This window comes from Streptomyces sp. XY006 (assembly GCF_002237655.1).
GTDB lineage: Bacteria > Actinomycetota > Actinomycetes > Streptomycetales > Streptomycetaceae > Streptomyces > Streptomyces levis.
On the sequence record NZ_NOKT01000010.1, the window covers coordinates 244,486 to 253,405 of the forward strand.

Below are 8,920 nucleotides of genomic sequence, written 5' to 3' on the forward strand. Positions count from 1 at the left end.
GTTCAACCTCTTGACGGGAGGCAACCCGAACGGCTCAGCTTAGAGTTCACTAGTTGGACATAGACGGGGCCTCACCGATGCGGCCCCGTGCGCAGGAGGTCGTCGTGGAGACTCCGGGGTCGCAGTCGTCGCTGCACCGAGCCAACCTGGAGCGGGTCGTACGAGCCGTGCGCCTGGCGGGCTCCCTCACCCAGGCAGAGATCGCGCGGACGACGGGCCTGTCCGCGGCGACGGTCTCCAACATCGTCCGGGAGTTGAAGGACGGCGGCACGGTCGAGGTCACCCCGACCTCCGCCGGCGGCCGCCGTGCCCGCAGCGTGTCGCTCAGCGGCGACGCCGGCATCGTCATCGGCGTGGACTTCGGCCACACCCACCTCCGCGTCGCCATCGGCAACCTCGCCCACCAGGTCCTCGCCGAGGAGTCCGAGCCCCTCGACGTCGACGCCTCGTCGACCCAGGGCTTCGACCGCGCGGAACAGCTGGTCACCCGCCTGGTCGAAGCCACCGGCGTCGACCGCTCCAAGATCGCCGGCGTCGGCCTCGGCGTCCCCGGCCCCATCGACGTCGAGTCCGGCACCCTCGGCTCCACCGCCATCCTCCCGGGCTGGACCGGCACCAAACCCGCGGAGGAGCTCCGCGACCGCCTCGGCGTCCCCGTGCACGTCGACAACGACGCCAACCTCGGCGCCCTCGGCGAGATGGTCTGGGGCAGCGGCAGGGGCGTCCGCGACCTGGCGTACATCAAGGTCGCCAGCGGTGTCGGCGCCGGCCTCGTGATCAGCGGAAAGATCTACCGAGGCCCCGGCGGCACCGCTGGAGAAATAGGACATATTACACTCGATGAATCCGGCCCGGTCTGCCGCTGCGGCAACCGCGGCTGCCTGGAGACCTTCGCGGCGGCGCGCTACGTGCTCCCGCTCCTCCAGTCCAGCCACGGCACCGATCTGACCATGGAAGGCGTCGTGCGGCTGGCACGGGACGGAGACCCGGGCTGCCGTCGGGTGATCGCCGACGTCGGCCGCCACATCGGCAGTGGAGTGGCCAATCTCTGCAATCTGCTGAACCCGAGCCGAGTGGTCCTCGGCGGTGATCTCGCCGAGGCCGGTGAGCTGGTGCTCGGGCCGATCCGGGAGTCCGTCGGCCGCTATGCCATCCCCAGTGCGGCGCGCCAGCTGTCCGTGCTCCCCGGGGCTCTCGGCGGCCGTGCGGAGGTGCTCGGAGCGCTCGCTCTCGCCCTCAGCGAGATGGGCGATTCGACCCTTTTGGACGGCACTGCCGCGGGCCCGCTCAAGGCGGCCACCCCTGCCTTCACTTAGAGAACGGATGGCACCGTTGCCATCTCGTTAAGGATTTACTTCTTGACGTCGCACGTGTGGCCGAGTTGACTTCCAGCCACCTCGGCCGCAGTGTCGCGGCCTCGTCAGGGAGGTTTTTGAAGTGAACACGCGTATGCGTCGCGCCGCCGTTGCTGTGGCCGCTGGTGTGATGGCTGTTTCGCTTGCTGCCTGTGGCAGCGCCAAGGAGTCCGGCGACAACGCCGACTCCACCGGGGGTTCCGCCAAGAAGGGCGACGACATCAAGGTCGGTCTGCTCCTTCCCGAGAACGCGACCGCCCGTTACGAGAAGTTCGACCGGCCGCTCATCGAGAAGAAGGTCAAGGAACTCACCAACGGCAAGGGCGAGGTCGTCTACGCCAACGCCAAGCAGGACGCCAGCACGCAGAACCAGCAGGTCGACACGATGGTGACCAACAAGGTCGACGTGCTGATCGTGGACGCGGTGGACTCCAAGGCCATCGCCGGCTCGGTGAAGAAGGCCAAGGACGCGGGCATCCCCGTCGTCGCCTACGACCGCCTGGCCGAGGGCCCGATCGACGCCTACACCTCGTTCGACAACGAGACCGTCGGCAAGACCCAGGGCGAGGCCCTGCTGAAGGCGCTGGGCGACAAGGCCAAGGACGGCCAGATCGTCATGATGAACGGGTCCTCCACCGACCCGAACGCCGCCCAGTTCAAGAAGGGCGCGCACTCCGTGCTCGACGGCAAGGTGAAGATCGGCCGCGAGTACGACACCAAGGAGTGGAAGCCGGAGAACGCCAACGCCAACATGGAGGGCGCCATCTCCGCCCTCGGCAAGGACAAGATCGTCGGCGTCTACTCCGCCAACGACGGCATGGCGGGCGGCATCATCACCGCCCTGAAGGCCGCCGGCATCGCCGACATCCCGGTCACCGGCCAGGACGCCGAGCTCGCGGGCGTGCAGCGCATCGTCACCGGTGAGCAGTACATGAGCGTCTACAAGCCCTACCCGCAGGAGGCTGACGTCGCGGCCGAGATGGCCGTCGCCCTCGCCCAGGGCAAGTCGCTCGACTCGATCGCCAAGGACAAGGTCGACAGCCCGACCACCAAGGCCATCCCGTCGGTCCTCGTCCCGGTCGTCTCGCTGACCAAGGACAACATCAAGGACACCGTCATCAAGGACGGCATCTACACCGTGAACGAGATCTGCGCGGGCAAGTTCAAGGCCGCCTGCGACAAGGCCGGTCTCAACTAAGCAGCCCTCAGGTCCCGCCGGGGCACGGGAGTCCGCCCGGACTCCCGTGAATCCCGGTCCCGGACCGGCTGCCCCGAGTTCCTCCGGCGCCCCGCCACACCAGCCCCGCAAGCTCCGCGGGGCGCCGGAGTGATCACTCCTCCCACACTTCTGCACAACCTCCCGCCGGGTCAGGCGGCGAAGGAGATGGTTCACGTGTCCGCTACGCCCGTGCTGGCGTTGCGCGGGGTCTCCAAGCGGTTCGGTGCCGTACAGGCGCTCACCGACGTAGAGCTTGAGGTCCACGCCGGTGAGGTGGTCGCCCTGGTCGGCGACAACGGCGCCGGAAAGTCCACGCTGGTCAAGACGATCGCCGGCGTGCACCCCATCGATGAGGGCGTCATCGAATGGGACGGCAGGTCCGTCCAGATCAACAAGCCGCACGACGCCCAGAACCTCGGCATCGCGACCGTCTACCAGGACCTCGCGCTGTGCGACAACATCGACGTCGTCGGCAACCTCTACCTGGGCAGGGAGCTGCGCACGCGCGGCATCCTGGACGAGGTGGAGATGGAGCGCCGCTCCCGCGAGCTCCTCGACACGCTGTCGATCCGCATCCCCAGCGTGCGCATCCCGATCGCCTCGCTCTCCGGCGGCCAGCGCCAGACCGTGGCCATCGCCCGGTCGATGCTCGGAGAGCCCAAGCTGGTCATCCTCGACGAGCCCACCGCGGCGCTCGGCGTGGAGCAGACCGCGCAGGTCCTCGACCTGGTCGAGCGGCTGCGTGAGCGCGGCCACGCCGTGATCCTCATCAGCCACAACATGGCCGACGTCAAGGCCGTGGCGGACAAGGTCGCCGTGCTGCGCCTCGGGCGCAACAACGGCGTCTTCGAGGTCAAGTCGACCTCGCAGGAAGAGATCATCTCCGCCATCACCGGCGCCACCGACAACGCCGTGACCCGCCGTGCGGCGCGCACGAACGGGGAGGTTTCCAAGTGAGCATCGACAAGACCTCCGCGGCTCCGGAAGACCACGTCGTGGAGAACCCCGAGGCGGCCAAGGCCGCCGTGACGGTCGTCGACCCCCGGCTGCTCGTGCGCGAGCAGGGCCTGGCCGGCTACGTCACCGAGTTCAAGCGGAAGATGAAGTCCGGTGACCTGGGCTCCATCCCGGTCGTCATCGGCCTGGCGATCATCTGGCTCATCTTCACGAGCCTGAACTCCAACTTCCTCACCGCGGGCAACCTCTCCGACATGTCCGTCGCCATGGTGGGCACGGGCATGATCGCCGTCGGTATCGTGTTCGTGCTGCTGCTCGGCGAGATCGACCTGTCGGTCGGTTCGGTGTCCGGTGTCGCCGGTGCGACCTTCGCGGTGCTGAACGTCACCAACGGCATGAACGAGTGGCTCGCCTTCGTGCTGGCCATCCTCACCGGCACGGTCGCCGGTGTGCTGCACGGCTTCTTCTTCGCGAAGATCGGCGTCCCCGCCTTCGCCGTCACCCTGGCCGGTCTGCTGTTCTGGAACGGCTTCATGCTCCAGATCCTGGGCGACAACGGCACGATCAACCTCGACCCGGACGGGGTCGTGGCCCAGCTGACCAGCTACTACTTCTCCGACGTGGCCGCGGCGTACGCCCTGGCCGCGGTGGTGACCGCCGGGTACTTCCTCAGCTCCTTCTACGGCAACCGCCGCCGCGAGGCCGCGGGCGTGCCGTCCCGGCCGCTGAGCGAGACCATCGTGCGCACGGTGCTGCTGGCCGTCCTCGCCTTCGCCGTCGCCATCGTCTTCAACCAGTACAAGGGCCTGCCCCTGGCCGTGGTGATCTTCATCGCGGTGCTGCTGGTGACGGACTTCGTGCTGCGGCGCACGGCGTACGGCCGCAAGGTGTTCGCACTCGGCGGCAGCGTCGAGGCCTCGCGCCGCGCCGGCATCAACGTGGAGGCGGTCCGGATCTCGGTCTTCGCGATCTCCGGCACCTTCGCCGCGGTGGGCGGTCTGTTCATCGCCTCGAAGATCGCGGCGGCCAACCAGGGCGCCGGCGGCGGTGACCTGCTGATGAACGCGATCGCCGCGGCGGTGATCGGTGGCACGTCCCTCTTCGGTGGCCGTGGCCGCACGTGGAACGCCCTGCTGGGTGTGCTGGTGATCGTCTCGATCCAGTACGGCCTCGCCCTGGAGGGCATCGCCTCCCCGGTGCAGTACATGATCACCGGTGGCGTGCTGCTCGCCACGGTCGTCATCGACGCCGTGACGCGCAAGACGCAGAAGACGGCGGGTCGCGCGTAACGCGCGGGACCCTCACTGTGCCCGGCACCGGCAGGTGCCGGGCACAGTCGTGTCGTAGGCGCGGCCCAAGGTGGGTACAGCCGAATGCGTGACGTATGACGCACGGCCTCGGCGCAGTCCTCCAGGGCGGAACATTAGACTCGACACGCCCGGCAACAGCTCGATCAGCTCTACTGCAAGGAGGCACGGGTGCCGCTGCTGACCCGCATCACGGGACCGCGCGATCTGGACCGGCTCAGCCTGGAGGAGCTGAACCAGCTGGCGGAGGAGATCCGGACCTTCCTTGTCGAAGCGGTCTCCAAGACCGGCGGTCACCTGGGCCCCAACCTCGGCGTGGTGGAGCTCACCATCGCCCTGCACCGGGTCTTCGAATCGCCCCGGGACAAGGTGCTCTGGGACACCGGCCACCAGTCCTACGTCCACAAGCTGCTCACCGGCCGCCAGGACTTCTCGAAGCTGAAGATGAAGGGCGGCCTGTCCGGCTACCCCTCGCAGGCCGAGTCCGAGCACGACGTCATCGAGAACTCGCACGCCTCGACGGTCCTCGGCTGGGCCGACGGCATCGCCAAGGCCAACCAGCTGATGAAACGCGACGACCACGTCGTGGCCGTCATCGGCGACGGCGCCCTGACCGGCGGCATGGCCTGGGAGGCGCTGAACAACATCGCCGACGCCAAGGACCGCCCGCTCGTCATCGTCGTCAACGACAACGAGCGCTCCTACGCGCCGACCATCGGCGGCCTCGCCAACCACCTGGCGACCCTGCGCACCACCGACGGCTACGAGCGCTTCCTGGCCCGCACCAAGGAGGTCCTGGAGCGCACCCCGGTCGTCGGCCGGCCGCTCTACGACACCCTGCACGGGGCCAAGAAGGGGCTGAAGGACTTCATCGCCCCGCAGGGCATGTTCGAGGACCTCGGCCTGAAGTACGTCGGCCCGATCGACGGCCACGACATCGAGGCCCTGGAGTCCGCCCTGGCCCGCGCCAAGCGGTTCGGCGGGCCCGTCATCGTGCACTGCCTCACCGAGAAGGGCCGCGGCTACCAGCCCGCCCTCCAGGACGAGGCGGACCGCTTCCACGCCGTCGGCAAGATCCACCCCGACACGGGCCTGCCGATCGCCAGCTCCGGCGCCGACTGGACCTCCGTCTTCGGCGAGGAGATGGTCAGGCTCGGCGAGGAGCGCGAGGACATCGTCGCCATCACGGCCGCCATGCTCCAGCCGGTGGGCCTCGACAAGTTCGCCAAGCGCTTCCCCGAGCGGGTCTACGACGTCGGCATCGCCGAGCAGCACGGGGCCGTCTCCGCCGCGGGCCTGGCGACGGGCGGCGTGCACCCGGTGTTCGCCGTGTACGCCACCTTCCTCAACCGCGCCTTCGACCAGGTGCTGATGGACGTGGCCCTGCACAAGTGCGGGGTCACCTTCGTGCTCGACCGGGCCGGGGTCACCGGCACCGACGGCGCCTCGCACAACGGCATGTGGGACATGTCGATCCTCCAGGTCGTGCCCGGCCTGCGGCTGGCCGCGCCGCGCGACGCCGACCAGGTGCGCGCCCAGCTGCGCGAGGCCGTCGCCGTCGAGGACGCGCCGACCGTGGTCCGCTTCTCCAAGGGCGCCGTCGGCCCCGCCGTACCGGCCGTGCGCCGCGTCGGCGGCATGGACGTGCTGCGCGAGCCCGGCACCGACCGGCCCGACGTGCTGCTGGTCTCCGTCGGCGCCCTCGCGCCGATGTGCCTGGAGGTCGCCGGCCTGCTCGACAAGCAGGGCATCTCCACGACCGTCGTCGACCCGCGCTGGGTCAAGCCCGTCGACGAGGCCATGGCCCCGCTCGCCGAGCGGCACCGCGTGGTCGTCACCGTCGAGGACAACAGCCGGGTCGGCGGTGTCGGCTCGGCGATCGCCCAGGCGCTGCGCGACGCGGGCGTCGACGTGCCGCTGCGCGACTTCGGCATCCCGCCGCGCTTCCTCGACCACGCCTCCCGGGCCGAGGTGCTCGCCGAGATCGGCCTCACCGCCCCGGACATCGCCCGGCAGGTGACCGGTCTGGTCGCCAAGCTCGACGGACGCTACGAGCGGTCCACGGTCGACTCCGTGGAGCCCGCCCGCGACTGACGCCCACCCCGGTACCGCTGAATGGGCCGGTTTCACCCCCGACAAGGGTGGTGAAACCGGCCCATTGGCGTGAATCCATCGCTGTCGGGGCATACGGATGGTGCCCCCTCTCGATCATGTCGAGGACGACAAGCGTGGGAGGTACCCCGTGAGCAGCACCCTCTTCCGGACGAAGAAGGTCGAGCAGTCCATCCTCGATACCGAGGAGCCAGAGCACGCGCTCAAGAAGTCCTTGTCCGCGCTGGATCTGACCGTCTTCGGCGTCGGTGTGATCATCGGCACCGGCATCTTCGTCCTCACCGGCACAGTCGCCAAGAACAACGCCGGGCCCGCGGTGGCCCTGGCGTTCGCGGCGGCCGGCGTCGCCTGTGCGCTGGCCGCGCTCTGTTACGCCGAGTTCGCCTCGACGGTCCCGGTCGCCGGGTCCGCGTACACGTTCTCGTACGCCTCCCTCGGGGAACTGCCCGCCTGGATCATCGGCTGGGACCTGGTCCTGGAGTTCGCGCTCGGGACGGCGGTGGTGGCCGTCGGCTGGTCCGGATACATCCAGTCGCTCATGGACAACGCCGGCTGGCAGATGCCGGCGGCGCTGGGCAGCCGGGAGGGCTCGGACGTCTTCGGCTTCGACATCCTCGCCGCCGCGCTCGTCCTGGTCCTCACGGTCATCCTCGTCCTCGGCATGAAGCTGTCCGCGCGCATCACGTCGCTGGTGGTCGCCATCAAGGTGACGGTCGTGCTCGTCGTGATCATCGCGGGGGCCTTCCTCATCAAGGCGGAGAACTACGACCCGTTCATCCCGAAGGAGAAGCCGGTGGAGGCCGGGTCGAGTCTCGACTCGCCGCTGATCCAGCTGATGTTCGGCTGGGCGCCGTCCAACTTCGGCGTCATGGGGATCTTCACCGCCGCGTCGGTCGTGTTCTTCGCCTTCATCGGCTTCGACGTCGTGGCCACGGCCGCCGAGGAGACGCGCAATCCGCAGCGGGACATGCCGCGCGGCATCCTCGGCTCCCTGCTGATCTGCACCACGCTGTACGTGCTCGTCTCGATCGTGGTCACCGGCATGCAGCACTACAGCCGGCTGTCGGTGGACGCGCCGCTGGCCGACGCGTTCAAGGCGACGGGGCATCCCTGGTACGCGGGCTTCATCAGCTTCGGGGCCGCGGTCGGCCTGACGACGGTGTGCATGATCCTGCTGCTCGGCCAGACCCGGGTGTTCTTCGCGATGAGCCGGGACGGGCTGCTGCCCCGGTTCTTCTCGCGTGTCCACCCCCGGTTCAAGACGCCGCACCGGCCGACCATCCTGCTCGGTGTGATCATCGCGATCCTGGCCGGGTTCACGCCGCTGACGGAGCTCGCCGCCCTGGTGAACATCGGCACGCTGTTCGCCTTCGTGGTCGTCGCCATCGGCGTGATCATCCTGCGCCGGACCCGTCCCGACCTGCCGCGGTCCTTCCGCACGCCGTGGGTCCCGGTCATCCCGATCCTGTCGGTGTGCGCCTCGCTGTGGCTGATGATCAACCTGCCCGCCGAGACGTGGGTCCGGTTCGGCATCTGGATGGCGGCCGGCTTCCTCGTCTACTTCCTGTACGGCCGAGGCCACAGCCGCCTCGCCCGCGGCGAGGCGACCGAACAGCAGCCGACCACGGGCGGCGGCGGCACGACGACCCTCTGACCGCGCCCCCGGACCCCCGGGCCGGCGGGACCGGCCCGGGCACCAGACCGGCGGACGCCGCTCCGGGCCGCGACGGACGCACGGCACGGCCTCCGGGCCGGGCTCGGGTCGTGAGGGCCTCCGTGCGTCCCCGGGCTGCTGCCGGCCGCGACGGGCGCACCGTGCGGTCCGCGGGCTGTTCTCGGGTCGCGACGGGGCGTTGCCGCGCGGTCCGGAGCCGCCCCCCCCGTTATGTTTTCCGCGGTCCTGCAAGAGGGCCGCTGGCCTCCGGGCCCGGCATGACTGTTCCCCCCTGTCGAACGGATGACCTGGGGGG

Annotated in this window: 6 protein-coding genes; all 6 read left to right on the forward strand. The window is 69.5% G+C overall.

The window, feature by feature from the left end:
* Positions 1–104 precede the first annotated feature (104 nt).
* Positions 105–1,316: an ROK family transcriptional regulator gene (locus CHR28_RS14285; RefSeq protein WP_094053972.1), complete on the forward strand. Its 1,212-nt coding sequence runs from the start codon at positions 105–107 to the stop codon at positions 1,314–1,316.
* A gap of 133 nt (positions 1,317–1,449) precedes the next feature.
* Positions 1,450–2,553, forward strand: coding sequence for an ABC transporter substrate-binding protein (locus CHR28_RS14290; RefSeq protein ID WP_179272437.1), 1,104 nt, complete (start codon positions 1,450–1,452; stop codon positions 2,551–2,553).
* A 186-nt stretch (positions 2,554–2,739) separates the two neighbouring features.
* Positions 2,740–3,531, forward strand: a complete 792-nt coding sequence (locus tag CHR28_RS14295; RefSeq protein ID WP_094053974.1) for an ATP-binding cassette domain-containing protein — start codon at positions 2,740–2,742, stop codon at positions 3,529–3,531.
* Positions 3,528–4,820 carry a sugar ABC transporter permease gene (locus CHR28_RS14300; RefSeq protein ID WP_094053975.1) on the forward strand — a complete coding sequence of 431 codons (1,293 nt, stop codon included), beginning with the start codon at positions 3,528–3,530 and terminating at the stop codon, positions 4,818–4,820. The genes CHR28_RS14295 and CHR28_RS14300 overlap by 4 nt, the downstream gene beginning before the upstream one ends.
* 189 nt (positions 4,821–5,009) lie before the next feature.
* The gene (gene dxs, locus CHR28_RS14305; RefSeq protein WP_094053976.1) at positions 5,010–6,932 is read left to right on the forward strand and encodes a 1-deoxy-D-xylulose-5-phosphate synthase; all 1,923 of its coding nucleotides are present in this window, start codon (positions 5,010–5,012) and stop codon (positions 6,930–6,932) included.
* A gap of 148 nt (positions 6,933–7,080) precedes the next feature.
* Positions 7,081–8,604 (forward strand): amino acid permease, encoded by a 1,524-nt coding sequence (locus CHR28_RS14310; RefSeq protein WP_094053977.1) that lies wholly within the window; start codon positions 7,081–7,083, stop codon positions 8,602–8,604.
* Positions 8,605–8,920: the final 316 nt, after the last annotated feature.